Below are 20576 nucleotides of genomic sequence, written 5' to 3'. Positions count from 1 at the left end.
CTGCCGTGCCGAACGGCTCAGCACGAGCCCATCAGTGTCCCTTGATCCCGGCCGTAGCGGTGGCCGTGGCCGGGCGGAGCGTCCAGGGCGGCGAGCAGGTCGGCGGTGGTCTGCGCGAAGCTGATCACCGGAAGCCACCGCGGAACCGGGGCGTCGACGCGGGCGCCGGTCAGGTCGGGAGCGCGCCACAGCTGGGAAAGCGACCAGTGGATCACCGGATCCGAGCTGTTGGCCAGCACCGTCGCGCCGCCGCGGTTGACCCGGTTGGCGGGCGGGCCCGCCCAGAGGACCGCGCAGGTCCTGGCGTCCTGCTCGGCGTCGTCGGTGAAGACGGCGTTGCCGCCGAGTGCACCGAGACTCTGCCCGTACAGGTAGAGCTTCGGCTTGCGTGGCAGGGTTTGGATGTGGTGTTCGACGGCGGTGAACAAGGTGCGCGCGGCGGTCACCGCCGTGTCCCTGCCGAACACGAACGTCGCCCAGCTCGGCAGATAGGAGTATTGCAGCCCGACCAGCGCCACATCCCCGTCGAAGCGCCGATCGAAGCCCGCCACGGCGTTCGCATCGATCCAGCCCGATCCGGTGGGCACCGTGACGACCAGGTGCGAGCGCGCGAAGCCGCCCGAGCGTTCCAGTTCCTCGATCGCCAGCGCGACGCGGCTGTCCAGGTCGGGTGCGGAGGCCACCCCGACGTACACCCGCACCGCGCGCACCGACGCGTCGCTGACGAACTTGCGTCCCTCGGCGCCCAGCGACGTCCAGCTCACCGCCGACTCGGCGGTTCCCGACCCGCTGTGCGAAACCGGCCGTACCACAGCCGGATCCAGCTCGGCATTGGCCCGCGCGTACGCCGTCTCCCGCCATCCGACCAGCGCGGGCACGCCGACCAGATACAGCAGCACCGCCGCGACGGCGGCCAGCGAGACGCCTCGCGCCCAGCCCAGCTTCCGCCGCGTCCAGGCGATCGAGTGGGTAGCCGCCGCGAGCAATCCGACGATCAGCGCCGCGCCGAGCGCGCACCGCACCCAGTAGTCCGCGCCGATCGGCGGCGTGCCCATCGCGGCGCGCAGCCGGTTCTGCCAGTGTCCCGCGTTCGCCGCGGCTCCCACCACCAACACCGATGTCGCGATCGACAAGGGCAGCCGCAGCCACGCATGCCGACGATCGACGTCGAAACCGCTTCGCCGCAGAAGGATTCGCAGTGCACCTGCGGCACCGAGCGTCAGCGCCGCGAGGAGCCCGGTCAGCACGGCTTGCGCGCCGGGCGTGCGAGGGAGCAGGCCCGGAGCCAACGACGCCAGCGTGCCCACCCCGATGCCGAGCGTGGTGCCGATTCGTGGCGTTCGGATGCGGAATCCCGTCATCGCCGCACCGTCGCCGCGATGGGGGCAGGCGGCACGACACCCGAGGGGCCGGAGCCGCGCCGCCGGGTGCGGACGACGAAAACAGCACCCAGACCGGTGATTCCGGCGGCGAGCACACCGAGCAGCTTCCGGCTCGGCCCCGAGTCCGACTCGACGGCGCCGAACAGCGGCTCCACCACCGGCGCGCCGTAGTCCTGCCGTCGCGAGTTCAGATCGACGGCGGTGTTCGCGATCGATGCCATCGCCTCGCAGCGGGCGCGGGAGAACGAATCCACGCGGGCGGCGCAGGCCTGGTGCATCTGCCGGTCCAGCGTCGCGTCGAGGGCCTGGCGCGCCCACGGGCCCAGCGGTTCGCCGCGCCGGTCGGCGTAGCGCAGCAGGTCGTAGCCGAGGTCGTGAGCCTTGCAGGCGGTGTCGAACTCGGCGGGCAGCGTCACCGGAGACGAGCAGTCGCCGTCCGGATCGACCAGCATGCCGTCCACCGTGCTCGGCCGGTACCCGAACGACGCGGCGAAGTCCGCCGGGATCGCGGTGAGCGCGCCGGGGCCGCCCGCGGCCAGTTCGGCGACGGCGGCACTCGCCTGCGGGCTCTCGATGGGCGCTGCCGCCGCGGCCGCCCGCGGGGCGGGGGAGAGGAAGACCGTGGCCGCCATGGCGGTCAACGCCGTCGAGGTGAGCGCGGCGTATCGGCGCGTCTGCACGGTGACGGAAGAGATAGCGGCGGAATGGTTTCGGGCTCCTGCGGCCGATGCGAACCGGGTCTCGCGCCCGGCGCTGGTCGGTGTGCTCATGGCGACGACGTTAGGGACCGGCTTCCCGCGCTCGCCTCACGCCCGGGGAGGTTTCGCGGGCCGTGCCGCCGGGGGAGCCGCCGCGAGGTCTCGTACCGGGGTATCGGGGCGGAAATCACCCGTGGGTATGAGGCGGCGGTGATCTGCGAGTTCCTAGTGTCGTAGGCATGAACCGAGAAAGTCGCGACTGGACGCGACGGCTGGACGCGCGGACCTGGTTCGACCTCGGCACGGTGCTGGTCGCGCTGATCTGGTACACAGTGGCCTGGCCGACCCTGCACCTGACCCACGCGGTGCCCGCCGCGGCGCAGCCGTTCATCGCGGCCCTCGCCGCGTTCCCGGTGCTGCTGGTGCGGATCAACCCGGCGTTGGGCTGGGCCATCTCGGCGGGCTCCGCGCTGGTGATCGCGCTGGCGATCCCGCACCAGCCGGGCAACGAGCTGCCGTTCCAGGTCGTGCACGTGCTGTGCCTGCTCGCGCTGCTGTTCGCGGTGGCGTTGCGCGCGCCGGGGCAGATCGTGGCGGTGGCATGGGCGGCGACGGCCCTGCTGTTCGCGACCACCATGCCCGGCGAAGGCGACGCGTTCGCCAACGCCGCGTGGGGCTGGCCTGTCGCGCTGGCCGCGCTGGTGCTGTTCGGCCTGCTCGTCCGCTGGCTGGCGCTGTCGCGGCGGCAGCTGGTGCGGCAGGAGGAGGAGAACGAACTCGAGCGGGCCCGCCGCGCGATCCTGGAGGAAAAGGCGCGCATCGCCCGCGATCTGCACGACGTCGTGGCACACCACATGTCCTTGGTGGTGGTGCAGGCGCAGACCGCGCCGTACCGGGTGGACGGCGTCACCCCGGCCGCGCGCGCCGAGTTCGAGTCCATCGGCGCCACGGCACGCGAGGCCCTCAACGAGATCCGCGGCATGCTCGGCGTGCTGCGCAGCGACGGCCAGTTGCCAGAGCACGCGCCCCAGCCGAAGGCGGCCGACGTGATCGGCCTGTTCGAGGGCGCGCGCCGGGCCGGCGTAGGTATCGAGTGGACCGTCGACGGTGCCCTGGACACCATCCCGGAGACCACCGGTCTCGCCTTGTTCCGCGTGGTGCAGGAATCACTGTCCAATGCCTCCCGGCATGCTCCTGGCGCACCGGTCCAGGTGCGCATCGTCCGCGGCGCGGAGCTGCTGCTCGAAGTCGAGAACGCGCCGGGCGCAACACCGGCCCGTGCGGTCGGCAACGGCGGCCACGGCATCGCGGGCATGCAGGCGCGCGCGGTGGCCGTCGGTGGCGAGGTGACGGCCGGGCCGCGCGCGGACGGCGGTTTCCGGGTGCGCGCGCGCTTTCCGCTCGGCGCACCGGAAGCCGATGCCGCCGTTGCCGCAGTGCACGGCGAACCAGCACGCTGACTGCGCTGCCGCCGGGTGATGAAGCAGCATGACCGGCGGCGTCGATCGGAGCCATGGGCGGCGATGGCCGAGCGGTGTGCCGCCGCTCTCGCCTCTGCCCGCAGGCGTGGCAACCGGCGCGGACACGAGGAAGGCGCCGATGGCGAATCGCGCAAGGAAGCGGTGTGGAGATTCCGTCGCATCCTGGAGCGTCGCGAACGCCGAGATCGGGACCGGTACCGTCCGAACCGGGGAAACCCCTCCGGCCCTCGACGCCGGGCCGCCGGCCGATCAGCGTGTCACCGCGTCGGCCGGGCGCACGGGCACAGCGCGCAGTCGTGGGGGGCAATTAGGGTGAGCGGGTGGCAATTACGGTGTTGATCGCCGACGACCAGGCGATGGTCCGTCAGGGGTTCGGAGCGTTGCTGGCCGCGCAGCCGGATATCAGCGTGGTGGGCGACGCGGCGGACGGCAAGGTCGCGGTGGCCGAGGCGAAGCGGCTGCGCCCGGATGTCGTGCTGATGGACGTGCGCATGCCGGAGATGAACGGGCTGGACGCGGCCCGCGCCATCCTGGCGGCCGGGTTCGACCCGCCGGTGCGCGTGCTGATGCTGACCACCTTCGACATCGATGACTACGTCTACGAGGCGCTGAGCCTCGGCGCCAGCGGGTTCCTGCTCAAGGACGCTCCCGCCGAGGAACTGGTCCGGGCGGTGCGGGTGGTCGCCGACGGTCAGGCGCTGCTCGCGCCCACGGTCACCCGCAGGCTCATCGCCGACGTCACCCGCCGCCGCAGCGCGGCCCGCGCCAAGCCGTCGCCGCAGTTGTCGGCGCTGACTCCCCGTGAGCGGGAAGTGCTGGAGCTGATCGCGAAAGGCATGTCGAACTCCGAGATCGCCGAAACGCTGTTCGTGGCCGAGCAGACCGTGAAAACCCATGTATCCAAGGTTTTCTCGAAGCTGAATCTGCGCGACCGGGCGCAGGCGGTGGTGCTGGCCTACGAAACCGGCCTGGTCACCCCGGGCTGAGTCACATCGGCGGGCAGGATCCGCCGCGCAGTTCGTCGAGGTGACGGCCGAGCATCCGCGCCATCCGGCTCAGGATGGTGGTGGAGTCGTCGAAGCTGCCGGAATCGGCCGTCGCCGCCAGCGCGACGGCGATCATGCCCGAGCGCACCGGCACCAGGCCGAACTGGCGGACGGTGTAGACGCCGGTCTCGTCGTCGGGGCCCCATCCGCCCTTGAACGCCGTGCCCTCCAGCACACCGAGACCCCAGGCCTGCTCGGGCGTTATCTCCGTCATCAGCTCGGTGACCTGGTACGACTCGGGCAGGCACGGCAGCCGGGAGGCGAAGCGGGCCTGATTGGCCAGCGTCCATTCGGTGCCGCCGAAGGAGGTGTAGTCCAGCGTGGTGCGCGGGCCTGCCACCCCGGTCGTGGCGTCGCCCGCCTCGTCGATCACGTCCTGCACCGCCTTGGCCGCTTCCAGCCCGTCGCCGAGCGACTGCCACAGCGCTTCGGCGGCGTCGTTGTCCGACCATGTGATGGCGGCTTCCACCTCTTGGAGGATGCCTTCCTGCGAGTCGTGGCGCAGCGCAGCGATCGCGAGCGGCACCTTGATGGTCGACCAGGCGATGCCGCTGACCCAGTCGCCGAAGACGGTCATCCGGCCACCGCCGACCGGCATGATCGCCATGCCGACCTGTCCGCCCAGCTGCGGCTGCAACTGGGTGAAATCGGCGGCCAGGGAGTCGGGCATGGACACGGCCAGCCGTGGCCGCCACGCTCCCGCGGTGTCGACGACCACGGCGGGCGGATCGGTATCCGGCCGATCACCGGGAAGCAGAGTGCACGAGGTCAGCGTGAGCAGCACCACCATCGCTCCGGCGCGTAGCGCAGAACGACACGTCGAAGCAGATCTCGTCGACCTCACCACCGAGTCCTCCCCACCACCGGTGACGCGTCGCGCTGTAGAACGGCGGTGCAAAATATCTCATCGGGCCCGCCCGGTCGGTGACCGGACAGGAGACATCACCGCGGCGCGCGGTGGCGTCGACGGCACGATGTCTCGACCATAGTTTTGCCGATCTTCCCGGAGAATTCGAAACCACGTGGCCACGGCGTCACCCGGTAGGCTCCTGGATCGGTAGGAAAGCGGTCACCTGAAGGGGGCGTGTTGCTCGACAGCGGTGCGGTGTTCGCCGGGTTCACCATAGAGAAGCTCCTCGGCCAGGGGGGAATGGGATCGGTGTATCTGGCCCGTCACCCCAGACTTCCTCGGCAGACCGCGCTCAAACTGCTCAACCGGGAGCTGTTCACCGACGTGGAGGTCCGGGCCCGCTTCGAGCGGGAGGCGGACCTCGCGGCACAGCTGGATCATCCCAACATCGTCGCGGTGTACGACCGCGGCGCCGAGGACGAGCAGCTGTGGATCTCCATGCAGTACGTCGACGGCGTGGACGCGGCCACGGTGAACCCGCAGAGCCTGCCGCCGGAGCGCGCCGTGCAGATCATCGAGGGCGTCGCGTCGGCCCTGGACTACGCGCACGGGATGGGGGTGCTGCACCGCGACGTCAAACCGGCGAACATCATGCTGGCCCGCGCGGTGGGCGGCCACGGCGAGCGGGTCTTCCTCACCGATTTCGGCATCGCCCGGCTGCGGGAGGATTCCACCCACCTGACCCAGACCGGCATGTTCACCGCGACGCTGGCCTACGCGTCGCCCGAGCAGATGACCGGGGCCCACCTCGACCACCGCTCCGATCAGTATTCGCTGGCCTGCGCGCTGTACTGGTTGCTGACCGGCGTCGCCCCGTTCGACGCGCCCGCGCCGGCCGACATCATCCGCGGCCACCTCCAGTTGCCGCCGCCCTCGGTGGCGGCCGTGCGCGCCGGTCTGTCACCCGCGCTCGACGCGGTGATCGCCAAGGCCATGGCGAAGCGACCTGACGACCGCTACGTCTCCTGCGCCGAATTCGCCTCGGCCGCACGGCGAGCGCTCACCGAACCCGCTCCCACCGTGGTGGCCGCGCAGTACCAACCGCAGCCCGCGCCCACCGTCCTGGCGCAACCGTCCTATCCCGCGCCGGAGGCGAGCCCGCCGGCCTACAACCCCTCCGCCGTCGGCTACACCGCGCCGCCGCAGTACGCCCCGAATCCGATGAGCGGCCAGCAGTTCCCGGCGTCCGGCGGCTATGCCGCGACGGCTCCGCAGCCGGGTTACCCAGCGGCGCCGCCGCATTCCGCCGCCCCGCCGATCGGTTATCCGCCGCAGCCGAGTTATCCGTCGCAAGGCCGCTCCAACACCGGCCTGATCGTGACGATCGTCCTGGTGATCGTGGCGTTGCTGGTCGGCGTCGGCATCTTCGTGGCGAAGGTCGGATTCTCCGATTCCGCGTCGCCGCTGGACCTCGCCACCAAGGCGCCCTCCGGCCCGTCCGACGCGGACAAACTCGCCAAGGCGTTCCCGAAATTGCTGCCGCAAGGCGTGGACACCAAATACAACATCGGTTCCGGACCTGGCTACGGCGGCAAGACGTGCTTCCTCGGCACCGCCGAACCGGGCAGCAAAGTGTCCAGCGCCAACGGCGTACCCGATTTTCCGAACTGGGCGACGGCGTGGAACTGCTGGGGCACCCCGATCGCCGAGCCCGACTACGTCCTCATCGGCTTCAAGTCGGCCGCCGACGCGCGAGCCGCGGTGCTGGACCTGCCCCCGAACACGCCGGCCACCGAACGCAACAACGGCGAGTCGTACTCGACCTACCGGTGGCAGGAGAAGGCCGGTGGACTCCCGGACGGCTACCTCGTCGTCGGCTTCGACGACCCGGCCCGGTCGAACTACCTGCTGTTCGCCACGGTGACCCTCACCGACAGCATGCCCACCTCCGGATTCGGCATCACCTCGGCGAAATTCAAGACGTGGTTCGCCGACCTGCCGCTGTGAACCGGCGAACTCAGTCGACCGCCAGCGCCTCCACGATGGGCATCCTGGCGGCGCGCAACGCGGGCGGAATCGACCCGAGCAACGCGAGCACCAGCGCGACCGCGGCGTAGACCAGCAGCATCGGGCTCGGCCGGTAGGTGACGTCGATGGTCAAGGCGTGCCCGAGGGCGACCGTGGCCAGGAACTGCACCGACGCGCCGAGCGCGAGACCGAGCACCGCACCGACGATGCCGATGCCCGCGGCCTCCGCGAGCACCGAGCGCATCAGGAACTTGGGCCCGGTGCCCATGGCGCGCAGCACGCCGATCTCCCTGCGCCGCTCCAGCACCGACAGCATCAACGTGTTGAGCAACGCGACCGTGGCGACCAGCACCACGATCCAGAGAATGGAATTGCTCATCGCCATGCCCTGCCGGATGCTCGACGAGGCGGCCACCACCGTGTCCGCGCCGGTGTCCACGTTCAGTTCCGGCGGCACCACCTGCCGGATCGCCGCGAACACCGCCGCGCGATCGGCGCCGGGCGCGATGTCGAGCGCGATGACCGTCTCGCCGGGCCGCTCGTACCAGCTGCGCATCAGGTCCAAGTCCATCATCACCACGCCGGCGATGGCGGAGAAATACGGAATCACCTGCAGGACCCGCACGGTATGGGGGCCGGTGGGGGTCGGCAAGGTCAGTTGCGCGCCTGCGCCGACGCCGAGCGAGCGCGCCACGTCGCGCGAGATCGCCACGCCTTCCCCGGCCGACAACCGGGCGACCGACTCGTCGGTGAGCATGCGCATCCGCGTCTCCCTGGCATCCGGCGGAAACCCTTGCAGCATCACGCGACTGCCGCCGAGCGTGGCGAAGGCCATCTGCGCCGGGCTCAGATGCGCGACCCCGGGCACCGCCGCCAGCTTGCCGGCCAGATCCGCGGGCAGCAGCGGCCCGGTCGGGAACTGCGCCATCGAGGCGGGGCTGACGTAGACGTCGTTGCGGGCCAGATCGGTGAAAGTGACGGTGGCCGAGTCGATCATGTTGCTCGACGCGCCGCTCATGCCGACGGTGGCCCCGACGCCGATCATCACCGTCATCGCCGTGGCCCACACGCGCCGCGGCGAGCGTTCCAGCGTGGTCGCGCCGAGTGCGCCGGGCGCGCGGAACCAGCGCGCGATCCCCGCCGCGGCCCGCACGATCGGGCCGGTGGCGGCGAAGCAGATCAGGATCGCGGCGATGAACGACATCGAGATGGCGGTCAGCGAATAGCGGCCCAGATCGCTGCTCGCGATCAGCACCGCGGCCCCGGCCAGCCCGCCTCCCGCGAGGACCGCCAGCCAGCGCAGCAGCGGGCTCGCCGTGTCGGTCCCGGCCGCACCGACCGGGGCCAGCGCCTCGATGGGCCGCACCCGGTACACCTGGCGCGCGGCCAGCGACGCCGCGAGCACGCTGGTGAACACGCAGGCCACCACGGCGAACGGAATCACATACCAGGGCACCGAGTATTCGGTGCGCGCCTCGACGGACTCCACGATCGCGGTGGGCAGCGTGCCGATCGCGACGCTGCCCATGAACACGCCGATGGCCGCCCCGACCGCACCGCCGAGCACGCCGAGCAGCGCCGCCTCGGCCAGCAGGTCGCGCACCATCGGGCCGCGCCTGCCGCCGATCGCGCGCAGCAGCGACAGCATCGGCCTGCGCTGGGCGATCGCCATGCTCATCGCGTTGTAGATGAGGAACGCCGAGACGATCAGCGCGGCGGCCGACGCCATGGTGGTGGAGTAGCGGACGATCTGCACCGCCCCGCCCGCCTGCGCGGTGCGCAGACTCGGCTCGGCCACCACCGCGCGTCCGTCCACCACGTCGGTGAGCGCCGCGCGCACCTGTCCGAGGTCGGCGCCGTCGGCGGGGATGATCTGCACCGAATCCAGCCGCCCCGCCCGGTCGGTGATCTTCTGCGCGAGCCCGAGCGGAGCGGCGACGAGGTGACCGTCGTTGAGTTTCCCGGACGTCTCCGCGTCCAGAACGCCCGCGACCGTGACCGTCGTGCCGCTCAGCGTGAACTGCTCGCCTTCGGCGCGGCCGAGTCCGGAGCCGACCAGCACACCATTGGGCACCGAGAGCAGCTTCCCCGTGAAAGCGCTCATCGGCGTGGTCAATTCGCTGCCGAGCGCGCCGATGTTCGCGTCGGCGCCGATCAGCAGCGCTCGGTCGGCGCCGGTGCCGATCTGCGTGCGCAGCATCGGCACCGCCACCGCGACGCCGGGTGTGGTCGCGATCCGCCGCAGCAATTGCTGGTCGAAGCCGGCGTCGGTGATCCCGCTGACCTCCAGTTGCGCCTTGCCGCCGAGGCCGCGGGTCAGTCTGTCCACCGAGCCGGTGACCGAGCCGGAGATGCTCAGCACCGCCACCAGCAGCGACGCCGAGACGCCCATCACGACCAGCGACATGAAGGTGCGGCCGCGATGGGCGAGCAGTTCGCCGATATTGAACAGCCGCAGGCGATCCCACGCCGCGCCGATCATGCCGTGCCCCTTCCCGCCCGCGCCATCACCTTCCACCGACCGCTCACGCGTTGACCGTCCGCTCGACCTTGTCGTTGGACCCGATGCGGCCGTCGCGCAGCGTGATCACGCGGTCGCAGTAGGTCACCGCGCCCATGTCGTGGGTCACCATCACCACCGAACTGCCCGATCCGGCGATCTCCCCGAGCAATTCGAGGATGGAGGCGCCGGTCTTGGAGTCGAGATTGCCGGTGGGCTCGTCGGCCAGGATGAGCGGCGGATCCATGATCAGCGCCCGCGCCACCGCCACGCGCTGCATCTGTCCGCCGGACAGTTCGGCCGGACGATGTTCGGCGCGCGCGGCCAGGCCCACCCGGTCGAGCAATTCCATGGCGCGCGGCTTCGCCTTGCGCAGACCCGTGCCGTCCAGCAGTTTGGGTATCGCCACGTTCTCCCAAGCCGAGAGCGTGGGCAGCAGGTTGAAGAACTGGAACACGAAACCGACCTGGTGACGCCGGAATTCCGATTGCTGTTCCTCGTCCAGCGCGCCGATCTCCTCGCCGCGGAACCGGATCGAGCCCGCGTCGGGACTGTCCAGCGCGCCGAGCAGATGCAACAGCGTGCTCTTGCCGGAACCGGACGGTCCGATGATCGAAGTGAATTCCCCTGTCTCGATGCGCAAGGCGACGTCGTCGAGAGCGCGGACCGCTTGGCCGCCGACCCGATACTCCTTCGTCACGCCCGATAGTTCCAGCATCGCCGGTTCCGGCATCGTCGTCCCCCGCTCCGTATGGTCGATCAAAGTTCTTCGTTCCTCGTCGCGCGTTACCGCGCCATGGCCTCCGACGCGAGTTTGCGGCGACGATACTGCGCGTCGAGCACCGCGCGCAGCACCGGCTGCTCGGCCGCGAGTTCCAAGTAGGCCTCCATCGCCGTCGATCCCTGGTCGAGCTTCGCGGCGAAGTGCAGATTCCACCGGTAGCGCAGCGCCAGCAGCAGCCCTTCTTCGCCGCCGAACAGCCGATCCAGGCCGGGGAGCCCGGCGAACAGGTCTGGATCGGCCGGGTCGAGCGCGGCGCGGGTGAGTACGGTGTGCACGATGTCGGTTCGAGCGTGCTGATCCGTCCAGGACATGGCCATCGCCTTCCTCTGTGAACTACCGCCAACGCTACGGACGCGACGACCTTGTTGTCGTCGTGCCAGGGACCCGAATGCGTCTCCGACCACGGTAGGAGCCGCGTCCCGCTCGCGGGACGATGTACCGGCCACGATGCGGCGGCTAGCCTTACAGAATGGGTTCGACCGGCGTATCCGAAGCACCGCCAGGTACGCCTCGCGCGGGCCGCGTGCGGGCCTCGGTCCGGCGCGTCGGGCAGCGGTGCTCCGAGTTCGCGCGCGATCCGGTCGCGGCCTTCCGGCGCAGCGTCGAGGAGTTGCCGTACGACTATCCGCCGTCGGTGATCGTCAGCGTCGACATCGCGGTCTTCGCGGTCGCGGTCGCGGCCGCGGTGCAGCGGCACAGCTATTTCCCGACCCTGCTTCCGATCGTGGCGGTCCTGCTGACCTGTGCCTTCGGTCCGTTGCACGCGTTGCTCGGCGTGCTGCCGCGCCCGCTGCTGCTCGGCGTGCTCGCCATGGCGGCGGAGGCGTTGTTCCTCGCCCAACCGGTCGAGGCCGACTTCGCGCCGTTCGTGCTGGTGGCCGCCGCGGGCGAGATCGCGGCGATCGCGCCGAAACGGGTGAGCATCCCGGTCACGATCGCGATGATGCTGCAACTGGCCGCCTTCGCGGTGATCGGCCATGTGCCGGAGGGTCTGCCGACCTATCTGGTTGGCATCGCCTTCGGCTGGATGGCCGGGCTGATGCTGCAATACCAGCGCCGCTTCCTCTACCAGGAGCGCGGATATCAGGACATCCGCGCCGCGCAGGCCGCCGACGAGGAACGGCACCGGATCGCCAGGGAAGTGCACGACGTGATCGCCCACTCGCTGAGCGTCACGCTGTTGCATCTCACCGCCGCCAGGCACGCCCTGGAGACCGACCGCGACGTGGACGAAGCCGTGGAGGCGCTGACCGACGCCGAGCGGCTCGGCAGACAGGCGATGGCCGACATCCGCCGCACGGTCGGCCTGCTCGACGCGCGCCCCTGGAAGCAGGTTCCGGAACCGGGTGTGGAGGACATCGAGGATCTGGTCGGCGATTTCGTGCGGGCCGGGCTGGACGTGCGGTACGACCGCGCGGGCGATATCGGCGCGGTGTCACCCGCGGTCGGGCTCGCGCTGTACCGGATCGGGCAGGAGTCGCTGGCCAACGTCGTCAAACACGCGCACGGCGCCTCCGCCACGATCCGGCTCGCGGTGGACACGACCATGGTGACCCTCACGGTGGACAACACGGTGCCCGCCGGGCTGCCCGCCCAGCGCGGCGCCGGCATGGGCCTGTCCGGGATGCGGCAGCGCGCCGAACTGCTCGGCGGTCGCATGACGGCAGGTCCGTCCGGCCGCGACTGGTCGGTGCGCGCGGCTATTCCGCTCGCACCCGGCCGTGGCGGATTCTCGTGTTCGGTGCTGCCGGGGGCGGCGCCGGCCGGACGGGAGGGTTCGTGAGCAGGCGTCGGCGATTCGTGTCCGCGGCAGCGCGCGCTGCCTGGCAGCGAGGAGGACTTGTGTATCGGAGAGCCGACCGAGCAGGGAGCGTGCCGCAGCCGAGCGCGGGCGAGGTGCGGTCGTGAGCGTGCCGACACCCGCAGGCGGCGAGGACGCCGTGACCGTGCTCGTGGTCGACGACCAGGAACTCGTGCGCGGCGGTCTGCGGCGCATCCTGCGCAGACGCGACGGCTTCGTGGTCGCCGAGTGCGCCGACGGCGACGAGGTGCCCGCCGCCGTCGCGGCAGCCCGCCCCGACGTGGTGCTGATGGACCTGCGGATGAAACGGGTCGGCGGCATCGACGCCACCAGAATGCTGCGGGCCGGCGACGGCGCTCCGCCGGTGCTCGTGCTCACCACCTTCGACGACGACCAACTGCTGTCCGGTGCGCTGCGCGCGGGCGCGGCCGGATTCATCCTCAAGGACTCGCCCGCCGAGGACCTCATCCGCGCGGTGCGGATGGTCGCGGGCGGCGGCGCCTGGCTCGATCCCGCCGTGACCGGCCGCGTGCTGTCGGCCTACCGCACCGTCCGCCCGGTGCGCACCACCGACGCGCGGCTGTCGGAATTGACCGCGCGCGAATACGAGGTGCTCGAACTGATCGGGCGCGGCCGGGTGAACGCGGAAATCGCTCGGGAACTCGGTATCTCGGAAGTGACCGTGAAAAGTCATGTGGGGCATATCTTCGGCAAGCTCGAGCTGCGGGATCGGGCCGCGGCGATCGTGTTCGCGTTTGACCACGGGGTGGTGGCACCCGGAGAATCCACTCTGTGACGGGCAGGCTCCGGTCGCGTACCGCGTGATCTCGGTGTGTGATCCCTGCCCGGGATGCGGAGGATGACGGGTGCAGGAATCCGGGCCGAGAACCGGCACGCGGTTCGGGCCGTACGAACTGCGGTCGTTGCTGGGCAAGGGGGGAATGGGGGAGGTATACGAGGCGTACGACACGGTCAAGGACCGGGTGGTCGCGGTCAAACTGCTCTCCGAAGAACTCGCCAAAGACCCGATGTACCAGCTGCGTTTTCGCCGCGAATCGCAGGCCGCGGCGCGGCTGGCCGAACCGCACGTCATCCCGATCCACGACTGGGGCGTGATCGATGGGGTGCTGTTCATCGACATGCGGCTGGTGCGGGGCGTCGACCTGCGGACCCTGTTGCGCAGCAAGGGGCCGCTGAGTCCGGCTCGCGCCGTCGGCATCATCGAGCAGATCGCCTCGGCCCTGGACGCCGCGCATGCGAACAATCTGGTGCATCGCGACGTGAAACCGGCGAACATCCTGGTCACCGACGCGGATTTCGCGTACCTCGCCGATTTCGGCATCGCGCACACCGAAGGCGACAGCGCGGTGACGCTGGTCGGTATGGCCGTCGGCTCCTATATCTACATGGCGCCGGAACGCTTCGACGTCGGTCCGGTGACCGGCCGCGCCGATGTCTACTCGCTGGCCTGTGTGCTGCACGAGTGCCTGACCGGAGCGACGCCGTTCCCGGCGGCCAGCATGAATGTGCTGATCAAGTCGCACATGTCCGATCCGCCGCCGCGGCCGAGCGCGCAGGCCAGTGGCATTCCCGCGGCGTTGGACGAGGTGGTGCACCGCGGTATGGCCAAGGATCCGGCCGACCGCTACCCGACCGCCACCGCGCTGGCCAGGGCCGCCCGCGCCGCCCTTGCCTCGGCGCCGACCGGGCCGACGCTGGTGGTGCGCGCGCCCGATCGGTCGCAGCAGGCGGTCGCGCCGGAATCGACCGGTGAACTGTCGCTGCCCGCGGTGATCCATCCGAGCGCGCCGACCGTTGTCCGCCCGACGGAGTTCCACTTCACGCCGCTGCCAGCGTCGGATGCGCCGGAGCCGCCGCGAGCGCAGCACCTGCCGGAGGTGGAACTGCCTCCGATCCGCCCCTTCCCGGACGCGCACCTGTATCCGGAGACGCAGGCGTACCTGGAGGCCGCCGGATATCCGCAGCCGGAGCCCGTCGTTCCGCCGCCGCAGGTGTACCCGCAGCCGCCGGAGCCCGTCGTTCCGCCGACGCAGGTGTACCCGCAGCCGCCGGAGCCCGCCGCGCCGGGTCCCCAGGTGTATCCGCAGGCTTACGCCGAGCCTGCCGCGCCTCTCGATCCCGCATATCCGCGACAGCCCGACGACTCCGCTTACGCCGATCCGGATTCCACCCGGGTGTATCCGGAGCCCGCTGCGCCGGTGGACGGATATCGGCAGGGCTATGCCGATTCCGCCGTATCGGGGAATTTCGATCCGGCGTATGCGCGACAGCCGGACGACTCCGCGTATGCCGATCCGGATTCCACCCGGGTCTACCCGGAGCCGGTCGCGTCGGCGCACGAGTATCCGCAGGGCTACGTCGATTCCGCCGTATCGGGGAATTTCGATTCGGCGTATGCGCGACAGCCGGACGACTCCGCGTATGCCGATCCGGATTCCACCCGGGTATACGCGGAACCGGCTGTCGCGCAGCAATATTCCGATACGCCGCAGGCCTACTCGCAGATTCCCGGCGACGCCTTCGCCGAGGGGCATCCCGGGCTCGGGAACTACCCGCAGTATTCGGACCCGGCCCACCCGTCGGGCTCGGTCCCGCCGCACGGCACGTCCGGCTACCTCCCGGAACCGGACTCGGCCCCGACCCAGTACCTGGCGCCGTCCGAGCACGACGGGCACGCGGCTCGCACCGACTACCCGCCGCACGGCGACTATCCCGCGCGCACGGGCCACCCACTCGGCCGGGCGGAACCGGACTACGGCTATGACGACTACGACCAGCCCGATTACTCGGCGTCTGGTCAGGGTCGCTCCATCGCGCTGCCCATCATGGTGGCCGTTTTCGCCATCGTCGCGCTGACCGTCGGCGGCGCGATCGCGTGGCAGTCGTTCGGCCGCGGTCAGGTCGAGACGACCTCCGCCGCCGCGCACTCGGAGGCGTCCGCGCCCGCGGCCCGGCCGACCACCCAGGCGCCGAGCCGCACATCCGCGCCGTCGGCCACGTCCACCTCGGCGAAGCCGTCCCAGGTCACGTTGCCCGCGGGTGCGAAGACGTGCGGTCAGGGGCAGGCCGCCACCGGGGCGTTCACCCAGTCGGCGACGGGCACCCCCGTGACCAGCTGCGCGTTCGCCGAAGAGGTGCGCAGGGCCTATGCCGCGCTCGGCCAGGCGCAGAACGCGACTCGTGACGCGCCACGCACGGTCGTCGCGACCAGCCCGGTCACCGGCCGCACCTACACCATGAACTGCCTGCCCGAAGGCCAGCTCGTCACGTGCAGCGGCGGCGAGAACGCGGTGGTGTACGTCTACTGACGGCGGCTACGGCACGGCCGGGCTGCCGCCGGGAACCACCGGCAGGCCCGCAGCCCGCCACGCCCGGAACCCTCCGACGAGGTCGGTCACCCGACGGAGTCCGAGGCGCTGCCCGTCGGCGGCCGCGAGGCTGGAGGCGTAGCCCTCGTTGCACACGATCACCACCGGTGTGTCGGCGGTGAGGCCGGGCAGTCGGTGTTCGCCGTTCGGGTCGAGGCGCCACTCCAGGACGATCCGTTCCACCACGACCGCGCCGGGTATCTCACCCTCGGCGCTGCGGTTCGCGTGCGGCCGGATGTCCACCATCAGGCCGCCCCGGGACTGCAGCGCGGCGGCCTGCTCCGGCGTCACCCGCTCCAGCCGCGCCCTGGCCCTGGTCACCATCTCCTCGGCGCCTGTACTCATCGTGCGTCCACTCCGCTCGCCGACGTTCCCGCGAAGTCAGCCAGCCTACGGTATTCGCGGACCGGCCGGAGCGGGGGAGAGACGCGTGCACCGACGCCGCGGGCCAGAGCTTGTCGTTGCGCAGCTGGTGCGAGCCGCAATCAGCCCCCATCGGACGCCGACAGGAACGCCTTCCGGTTATCCGAACCCTGGCAACGGCGGAGATTCCGGGAAGACGACCGGCAACGACACGAGGGCACGGTGGAACGGACCCGGTCGCCAGGACAGCTCTTCCGGCTCCACCGCGAGCCGTATCTCGGGCAGGGCGTCGAGTAGTTGGTCGATGGCGTCCTGCGCGATCAGGTACGCCATGGATCTTGCGGGACAGGAGTGCGGTCCGGCGCCCCAGGCCAGGTGGGCCCGGCTGTCGATGTGCTCGCCGGTGTGGATCGCCGGATCGTTGTTGCAGGCGGCCATGCTGATCACGACCGGCTGGTGGGCGGGCAGCCACACGTCATCGATCAGGATGGGCTGCTTCGGGTAGCTGAAGCAGTAGTTGGCGCCGGGCGGGTCGTCGAACAGCACCTCGTCGAGCGCGTCGCGGGTGGACAGGCTGCCGCCGAAGATCCCGCCCGCGAACCTGCGGTCGGTGAGCATCAACCGCAAGGTATTGGCGATCAGGTTCTGCTGCGGCTCGATCCCCGCCCCGTACAGGGTGACCAGCTGGTGAATCATCTCCATGTCGTCGAGGCCCGTCGGGTGGCGCAGCAGTCGGGTGGTGATGTCGTCGCCGGGCTCGCGCCGCTTCATCCGCACCAGGTCGAACAGCGCGTCGGCGAGCATCGCGTTGCCCTTGTCCGCGTTGACGCCCTCGAAGATGGCGGCCATGCCCATCGCCACCTGCTGCCCGATCTCCGGCGGGCAACCCAGCAGCGAGTTGAGCACCGCGAAGGTGAGCGGGAACGCGTACTGGCTGATCAGATCCGCCGCACCGTCCTGGCAGAAGGCGTTGATCAGCGGACCGGCGATGTGTTCGGTGGTCGCGTGCAATGCGTGCAGGTCGACCGCCTCGATAGCGGCGACATTCACCTGCCGGTAGCGCTGGTGCTCGAATCCCGTGTTGCGCAGTGCGTTCGGTCGCCACTCCATCATCGGCAGGATGGGGCACTCGCCGGGGACGCCCTGCTGCCAGGTGCGTGGATCCGCGGGAAAATGCACCGGGTCGTTGAGGATTCGCAGCGCCGTGTAGTAGCCGATGACCAAAGTCGCGGGCACGTTCGGCGCCAGTTCGATCGGGACGAGCGAACCGTAACGGCGGCGCATCTCCCGGTAGGCGTGATGAGGGTCGGCGGCGAAGGCCTCCGTGTACAGCGCGACCCGCGGTCCGTCGGCGTCGAGCGGCGAATTGTGCTGAACAGGGCAGGTTTTCGTGCTGGATCGCGGGGACTGTTGCGTGGACAAAGGGCATGACTCCAGAAGGGAAGGCGCTTGGCCGGCGCGTGCGGGTGCGCGGGTCGGCTACGCGCCGGTGAGGTGCATGTTTCCGATGTAGCTACGGGATCGTAAGCAGTTCCGACGCCGCGGTGGGGTGGTTTGGGCCGCGCGCTCATTCGCCGAGATCCGCCGCGTACCGTTCGGTGAGCGCGGCGACGCGATCGGCGGGCCACGGGCACCGGATGTCGCCCCGGGTGGCGGCGAAGAACAATTCCAGCTGGACGTGCCAGGCGGCCAGCAGTTCGGGCCGGAGTCGAGCGAGCCTGTCGGGCAGGGTTTGGGTGAGCTCCACCCGCACGCCGAGGTCGGGATCGGCTTCGAAGGACCAGCGCACGGTGCCCTCCACCGCGCCGTCGTGCCGCCACCGGTACTCCAGCCGTCGGGGCGGCTCGACGCCGACGAGCTCGGCCGCATCGACGTGCGCGTTTGCCGACCGGACGGGGGCGGGGCCGCCGACGGTGGGAGCCTGCTCCTCGGTGAGCAGCGACCACAGCCGGTCCGGCGGCTGCCACACCAGGTCGCGCTCGAACCGCAGAATGTAGCCGTCGGCGACCTTGTCGCACGTGCCTGTGTCGAGCTTGAATTCCGCTGTGTAGCACTCGATATCGGCGAGCCAGGTTATCCGGCCGGGCGTCGTCTCCGTCGAGTGTCGCCGTGAGAGCCGCCAAACAGCGGTCCCAGCCGACCGCCGACCGCGCGGCGCCGAGCCGTGCGCGCGGTCCGCCACCGAGGTGGTGGGTGAAGATCAGCAGTGTCCCGTCCCCGTCGGCCACCAACTCGAAGCGCAGCACGTCCTGTTCCAGCGGAACATGTAGACCGTGGGCGGGTCGAATTCGAGCACCTCGCCGTGGGAGGTGCTGTCGGCTGTTTCCGGTGCGTCGGCGAAGGTGAAGCGCATCGCGGCACCGGGCCGCGGTTCGGTGGTGACAGCGGCGGGGAACCAGGCCGGCATCCGGTCCGGATCGCTGATCGCGCGCCACACTTTCTCCGGGGGATGGGCCAGCCTGCGTTGAAACCGCAGGGTGGGTGCGCCGTCGATGGTGTGCAGTCGTGCTCGGCACGGGCTCATGGTTGTCCTTCCTCGTCGGGCATGGCGTCGAGATGACGTTCCAGGGCATCGAGGCTGGTTTCCCACATCCGCCGGTACGGCGCGAGCCGTGCCTCGATCTCGGCCAGCGGTTCCGGGCGCAGCCGGTACCAGCGGCGCTGCGCGTCGTGACGGACGTCGACCAAGCCCGCGCCGCGCAGGCCCCCGATGCGCCGCTCGGGTCGCTGAAGAATTGCGGTGTCAGTTGCGTGAAGGTTGCGCCGGATCGCGATCCCGTCGTGGCCGCCGAACCCGCGCGGTGGCAGGCGTCCCCGGCCTCGACCTCGATGGGGCTTGCGCCGCGCGTCGCGATGTGTATCCGGTCGACCGCATGTCCCGGGCTGTGAAGCCCGCCAAACGCGTGCACCGACAACGGCGATGTCGCCGGAAGGCCGGCTCGAACCCGAAAATACTGCGGTGATACTCGAATGCTATTGAGCGCGAGCGACGTGCGCCCATCCGTTCGGCAGTGGCCGTGGCCGTCAGTGGTTTTCGGTGAACTGGGGCTTGATCAATTCATCTAGTACGTTCTCCGGGATAACGAGAAGCAGTTCTCGGGTGAGGCCGGCGCCGAACGCCGGTTCCGAACCCGGCCGCTCGGCGACATCGGGCGGGTAGGTGGAGGTGTCCATGCTTGTTGACCGCGCCGTCGTCACCTGGCGGGGAGACAAGAGTCAGCCGACCCGAGGCCGCGCCCCTGCCGTCGCGGTCGCCGGTGGGTGGGCCGGCGGATTTCGCGAGAAGAATGTGTCGAAAATGTCTACTGATCGATTCCGCAGAGTCCGAAACGTCCTGGGTTGCGCGGCGCTGGCCGCGGCTCTGGTAGCCGGATGTGGAACCGACCGCGCCGAGGATTCGTCGAGCGAGCCCACCATCACCGAGGCCGCGGCCCGCACGGACCAGAAGGGCCTGTCCCTCATCGTGCCGGGCACTCTGGCCGCGAGTTATGCCGAACTCGCCGCGAGCGTGCGCGGCAAACTGGGCATGGCCGTCATGCCGGTCGGCGGCGAGCAGGCGGTCACCTTCGGGGAATGGACGAGCGGTCCGGCCTGGTCGACGATGAAGGTGCCGCTGACCATCGCCGCGCTGCGCCGCAGTCCGAGCAGCTCGAACTACGCCGCTTCGGCGGCGATCACCCAATCCGACAACGCCGCCGCCGACGCGCTGTGGCAGTCGCTGGGCACACCGCAGGAGGCGGCGCAGGCCGTGCAGGCGGTGCTGCGCGAAGGCGGCGACAACAAGACCGTCGTGCCTGCCACCCGCACGCGCTCCGAGCACTCGGCCTTCGGTCAGGCGGAGTGGTCGCTGACCGATCAGGTGCGGTTCGCCTCGCGTTTGCCATGCCTGCCCCAAGCCGAGCGCGTCACCTCGCTGATGGAACAGGTGATCGCCAGCCAGCGGTGGGGTCTCGGCGAGTTCAGCGGCGCCGAGTTCAAAGGCGGATGGGGGCCGGACGTCTCGGGCAACTACCTGGTGCGGCAGTTCGGGGTCGTGAACGTGCCTTCGGGGCAGATCGCGATCGCGATCGCGGTGCAGCCGGAGTCGGGATCGTTCAGCGACGGCATGAACGTCCTGGACAAACTCGCCACGGTCGTCTCCCAGCATCTCGACGAGCTGGCCGGGGGTCAATGCGCGGCCTCGTGAGGTCATCTGTCCAGGTCAGTGTTACGCGCCGTTCACGGGGGCGGGGCTGCCGAGATCGGACATGAGGG

The 20576-nt window shown here is 70.4% G+C and carries 19 protein-coding genes; 7 read left to right on the top strand and 12 right to left on the bottom strand.

Annotation, left to right across the window (positions count from 1 at the left end; genetic code table 11):
* Positions 1-17: 17 nt before the first annotated feature.
* Complete coding sequence (locus ACH49X_RS05755) at positions 18-1361, bottom strand: alpha/beta-hydrolase family protein (RefSeq protein ID WP_357112891.1); 1344 nt, start codon at positions 1359-1361, stop codon at positions 18-20.
* Positions 1358-2152 (bottom strand): hypothetical protein, encoded by a 795-nt coding sequence (locus ACH49X_RS05750; RefSeq protein ID WP_357206956.1) that lies wholly within the window; start codon positions 2150-2152, stop codon positions 1358-1360. Before ACH49X_RS05750 ends, ACH49X_RS05755 begins: the two co-directional genes overlap by 4 nt.
* Positions 2153-2319: 167 nt before the next feature.
* Here ACH49X_RS05750 and ACH49X_RS05745 point away from each other — a divergent pair, with 167 nt between their 5' ends.
* Positions 2320-3540, top strand: a complete 1221-nt coding sequence (locus tag ACH49X_RS05745) for a sensor histidine kinase (protein WP_195078617.1) — start codon at positions 2320-2322, stop codon at positions 3538-3540.
* Between the two features lie 341 nt (positions 3541-3881).
* Complete coding sequence (locus ACH49X_RS05740) at positions 3882-4547, top strand: response regulator transcription factor (protein ID WP_039799687.1); 666 nt, start codon at positions 3882-3884, stop codon at positions 4545-4547.
* Between the two features lies 1 nt (position 4548).
* On the opposite strand, the gene ACH49X_RS05735 is transcribed toward ACH49X_RS05740, so the two are convergent.
* Positions 4549-5397 carry a hypothetical protein gene (locus tag ACH49X_RS05735; protein ID WP_323124192.1) on the bottom strand — a complete coding sequence of 283 codons (849 nt, stop codon included), beginning with the start codon at positions 5395-5397 and terminating at the stop codon, positions 4549-4551.
* Positions 5398-5691: 294 nt separating this feature from the next.
* Here ACH49X_RS05735 and ACH49X_RS05730 point away from each other — a divergent pair, with 294 nt between their 5' ends.
* On the top strand, positions 5692-7464 hold the full coding sequence (locus ACH49X_RS05730) for a protein kinase (RefSeq protein ID WP_397068947.1): 1773 nt from the start codon (positions 5692-5694) through the stop codon (positions 7462-7464).
* A gap of 10 nt (positions 7465-7474) precedes the next feature.
* On the opposite strand, the gene ACH49X_RS05725 is transcribed toward ACH49X_RS05730, so the two are convergent.
* The 3 genes from ACH49X_RS05725 to ACH49X_RS05715 are packed head-to-tail and all read right to left on the bottom strand — an operon-like array spanning position 7475 to position 11080.
* Entirely contained in the window at positions 7475-9967 is a 2493-nt protein-coding gene (locus tag ACH49X_RS05725) for an FtsX-like permease family protein (RefSeq protein ID WP_357206981.1), read from the bottom strand.
* Positions 9968-10010: 43 nt separating this feature from the next.
* Complete coding sequence (locus ACH49X_RS05720) at positions 10011-10718, bottom strand: ABC transporter ATP-binding protein (RefSeq protein ID WP_195078913.1); 708 nt, start codon at positions 10716-10718, stop codon at positions 10011-10013.
* Between the two features lie 53 nt (positions 10719-10771).
* Entirely contained in the window at positions 10772-11080 is a 309-nt protein-coding gene (locus ACH49X_RS05715) for a hypothetical protein (protein WP_195078620.1), read from the bottom strand.
* A 158-nt stretch (positions 11081-11238) separates the two neighbouring features.
* On the opposite strand from ACH49X_RS05715, the gene ACH49X_RS05710 reads away from it, so the two are divergent.
* The 3 genes from ACH49X_RS05710 to ACH49X_RS05700 all read left to right on the top strand — a co-directional run bounded on the left by ACH49X_RS05710 (position 11239) and on the right by ACH49X_RS05700 (position 15899).
* Complete coding sequence (locus ACH49X_RS05710) at positions 11239-12552, top strand: histidine kinase (protein WP_357112882.1); 1314 nt, start codon at positions 11239-11241, stop codon at positions 12550-12552.
* Positions 12553-12715: 163 nt separating this feature from the next.
* Positions 12716-13366, top strand: coding sequence for a response regulator transcription factor (locus ACH49X_RS05705; protein WP_357206979.1), 651 nt, complete (start codon positions 12716-12718; stop codon positions 13364-13366).
* A gap of 70 nt (positions 13367-13436) precedes the next feature.
* Positions 13437-15899, top strand: coding sequence for a protein kinase (locus ACH49X_RS05700; RefSeq protein ID WP_397068943.1), 2463 nt, complete (start codon positions 13437-13439; stop codon positions 15897-15899).
* Between the two features lie 6 nt (positions 15900-15905).
* Here ACH49X_RS05700 and ACH49X_RS05695 read toward each other — a convergent pair whose 3' ends face one another.
* The 6 genes from ACH49X_RS05695 to ACH49X_RS05670 all read right to left on the bottom strand — a co-directional run bounded on the left by ACH49X_RS05695 (position 15906) and on the right by ACH49X_RS05670 (position 19496).
* Positions 15906-16304, bottom strand: coding sequence for a rhodanese-like domain-containing protein (locus ACH49X_RS05695; RefSeq protein WP_195078622.1), 399 nt, complete (start codon positions 16302-16304; stop codon positions 15906-15908).
* 177 nt (positions 16305-16481) lie between these two features.
* The gene (locus ACH49X_RS05690; RefSeq protein ID WP_195078623.1) at positions 16482-17744 is read right to left on the bottom strand and encodes a cytochrome P450; all 1263 of its coding nucleotides are present in this window, start codon (positions 17742-17744) and stop codon (positions 16482-16484) included.
* A 145-nt stretch (positions 17745-17889) separates the two neighbouring features.
* Positions 17890-18291, bottom strand: a complete 402-nt coding sequence (locus tag ACH49X_RS05685; protein ID WP_357296657.1) for an SRPBCC domain-containing protein — start codon at positions 18289-18291, stop codon at positions 17890-17892.
* Between the two features lie 231 nt (positions 18292-18522).
* Positions 18523-18846 carry an SRPBCC domain-containing protein gene (locus tag ACH49X_RS05680; RefSeq protein ID WP_357206952.1) on the bottom strand — a complete coding sequence of 108 codons (324 nt, stop codon included), beginning with the start codon at positions 18844-18846 and terminating at the stop codon, positions 18523-18525.
* Positions 18843-19010: a hypothetical protein gene (locus tag ACH49X_RS05675; RefSeq protein ID WP_323124194.1), complete on the bottom strand. Its 168-nt coding sequence runs from the start codon at positions 19008-19010 to the stop codon at positions 18843-18845. The genes ACH49X_RS05680 and ACH49X_RS05675 overlap by 4 nt, the downstream gene beginning before the upstream one ends.
* Positions 19011-19346: 336 nt before the next feature.
* Positions 19347-19496, bottom strand: coding sequence for a hypothetical protein (locus tag ACH49X_RS05670; protein WP_195078624.1), 150 nt, complete (start codon positions 19494-19496; stop codon positions 19347-19349).
* A gap of 124 nt (positions 19497-19620) precedes the next feature.
* Here ACH49X_RS05670 and ACH49X_RS05665 point away from each other — a divergent pair, with 124 nt between their 5' ends.
* The gene (locus ACH49X_RS05665; RefSeq protein ID WP_357206950.1) at positions 19621-20508 is read left to right on the top strand and encodes a hypothetical protein; all 888 of its coding nucleotides are present in this window, start codon (positions 19621-19623) and stop codon (positions 20506-20508) included.
* The last annotated feature ends 68 nt before the right edge of the window (positions 20509-20576 follow it).

Source organism: Nocardia sp. NPDC019323 (assembly GCF_044389845.1).
In the GTDB taxonomy this organism is placed as follows: domain Bacteria; phylum Actinomycetota; class Actinomycetes; order Mycobacteriales; family Mycobacteriaceae; genus Nocardia; species Nocardia implantans.
This window is presented reverse-complemented; position numbering and strand designations above follow the sequence as displayed.

Coding starts and splice junctions, on each gene's coding strand:
- ACH49X_RS05745 (WP_195078617.1), top strand. CDS start 2,320: ATGAACCGAGAAAGTCGCGACTGGACGCGACGGCTGGACGCGCGGACC.
- ACH49X_RS05680 (WP_357206952.1), bottom strand. CDS start 18,846: ATGAGCCCGTGCCGAGCACGACTGCACACCATCGACGGCGCACCCACC.
- ACH49X_RS05755 (WP_357112891.1), bottom strand. CDS start 1,361: ATGACGGGATTCCGCATCCGAACGCCACGAATCGGCACCACGCTCGGC.
- ACH49X_RS05665 (WP_357206950.1), top strand. CDS start 19,621: ATGTCTACTGATCGATTCCGCAGAGTCCGAAACGTCCTGGGTTGCGCG.
- ACH49X_RS05715 (WP_195078620.1), bottom strand. CDS start 11,080: ATGTCCTGGACGGATCAGCACGCTCGAACCGACATCGTGCACACCGTA.
- ACH49X_RS05725 (WP_357206981.1), bottom strand. CDS start 9,967: ATGATCGGCGCGGCGTGGGATCGCCTGCGGCTGTTCAATATCGGCGAA.
- ACH49X_RS05720 (WP_195078913.1), bottom strand. CDS start 10,718: ATGCCGGAACCGGCGATGCTGGAACTATCGGGCGTGACGAAGGAGTAT.
- ACH49X_RS05735 (WP_323124192.1), bottom strand. CDS start 5,397: ATGGTGGTGCTGCTCACGCTGACCTCGTGCACTCTGCTTCCCGGTGAT.
- ACH49X_RS05695 (WP_195078622.1), bottom strand. CDS start 16,304: ATGAGTACAGGCGCCGAGGAGATGGTGACCAGGGCCAGGGCGCGGCTG.
- ACH49X_RS05710 (WP_357112882.1), top strand. CDS start 11,239: ATGGGTTCGACCGGCGTATCCGAAGCACCGCCAGGTACGCCTCGCGCG.
- ACH49X_RS05750 (WP_357206956.1), bottom strand. CDS start 2,152: ATGAGCACACCGACCAGCGCCGGGCGCGAGACCCGGTTCGCATCGGCC.
- ACH49X_RS05670 (WP_195078624.1), bottom strand. CDS start 19,496: ATGGACACCTCCACCTACCCGCCCGATGTCGCCGAGCGGCCGGGTTCG.